We start from the raw sequence: 1,442 nt of genomic DNA on the forward strand, positions 1-1,442 counted from the left end.
CAAGTAAAGCACGGTAGCCGAAAGTGTACAAAAAGAGTGTCTTGGAATACCCGATATTTAAACCTTGTCGAGAAAAACTTGACACATACGGAAAGCGATAACCCTTTCTTTTCACGCAAATGTTTGATATGATGAATTTCAGGCATTGCTAGCATCCTTTCTTTACCTCCACTGTTTTGTTCTTCACAACCTTAACAGTAGAGGGAATTTTAGGAGCTGGCAAGCCTTTTTTTATGCCATGAAGCTCTGCACTTTTTTGTTGCAGAACTCTGTACTTTCATTTTGCACTAAACAATAGAGGCAATTCATCAGGGCTACAAAGTTTCTTTTATCTCCATGGGGCAGCTTATCCAAACATTGAAGACGGAAGATGTTACCCGAAAATCGCAAACAAGAATGAAGCGCATCCGGGATTCAAACCTGGTCATCATTGATGACTTGATGTTCATGGCCATGGATTCACGGGAGGCAAATTTGTTTTTCCATTTAATTAACGACTTGTATGACAATGCTTCTGTCATTCTAACTTCTAATAAGGGCCCAAATGAATGGGGTGAACTATTGGGGGATCCAGGTATTACGACAGCTATTTTGGACAGATTATTACACCGAGCAGAAGTCACCCATTTTAGGAACGATGACAGCTATCGCATGAAACATCGATCATCCATTTTTATGAAAAAAGTGTTCAAAATTAATTAGCAAAAAGTGTTCAATTTTACTTGACGGCTACACTCTATTTCTGAAGTTTTCAATACAGAGATTAGAGATAATGTTTTTGAAACGTTTGAAAATCTAAAGCGAAATATAGTTGCTATCTTAAGAGAGTATATTTTGGATGATTATGCGATCTTGGAGTGTTTAAAGGTGGTTGGAAAATTAAACCCTGTTTATTTGGACTAAGACGAGGAGTGAAATCCTTGTCTTTTTTAATTAACGGTTAAAAATCTTGTTCTTAAAAGCAGTAATCATGGATTTTATGTTGAAGTTATCTATAGAGGGAGGTGAAGAAATTGAATAAATTAAGTATAGAAGAATTAGTTGAAATTAATGATTTTTATAATAGTTCTACTAGGGTAGTAATTACATATGCAACGAGTAATCTTGTTCTATTGGAACTTTATGAGGATGGTGTTATCGAAGAATTCTTACTTAGTAAGAGGGATTTGATAATGGTATTAAGAAATTTTTATGTGGAGGATATTTGTGATATTGTAGTTTCAGGAGTTAACGGACATTTTCAAGTAAAAGTAGATAAATCAATCGAACATTATCCGGTACAAATTACTATTGAAGATGGACATAAATATTATTGTAATTTAGAAGAACTCAATTACATAAACAAAATAATCAATAGTATGTGTCAAGTTTTTCTCGACAAGGTTTAAATATCGGGTATTCCAAGACACTCTTTTTGTACACTTTCGGCTACCGTGCTTCAC

1 protein-coding gene and 1 pseudogene are annotated in these 1,442 nt (G+C 34.5%); both read left to right on the forward strand.

Features of this window, described 5'->3' with window-relative positions; all coding sequences use genetic code 11:
* Window positions 1-294: 294 nt before the first annotated feature.
* Window positions 295-698, forward strand: a pseudogene (locus tag IC21_RS11495) (ATP-binding protein); the annotation flags it as partial.
* Window positions 699-1,013: 315 nt separating this feature from the next.
* On the forward strand, window positions 1,014-1,388 hold the full coding sequence (locus tag IC21_RS11500) for a hypothetical protein (protein ID WP_035180896.1): 375 nt from the start codon (window positions 1,014-1,016) through the stop codon (window positions 1,386-1,388).
* The last annotated feature ends 54 nt before the right edge of the window (window positions 1,389-1,442 follow it).

It is taken from the genome of Heyndrickxia coagulans DSM 1 = ATCC 7050 (assembly GCF_000290615.1).
GTDB classification, from domain to species: domain Bacteria; phylum Bacillota; class Bacilli; order Bacillales; family Bacillaceae_C; genus Weizmannia; species Weizmannia coagulans.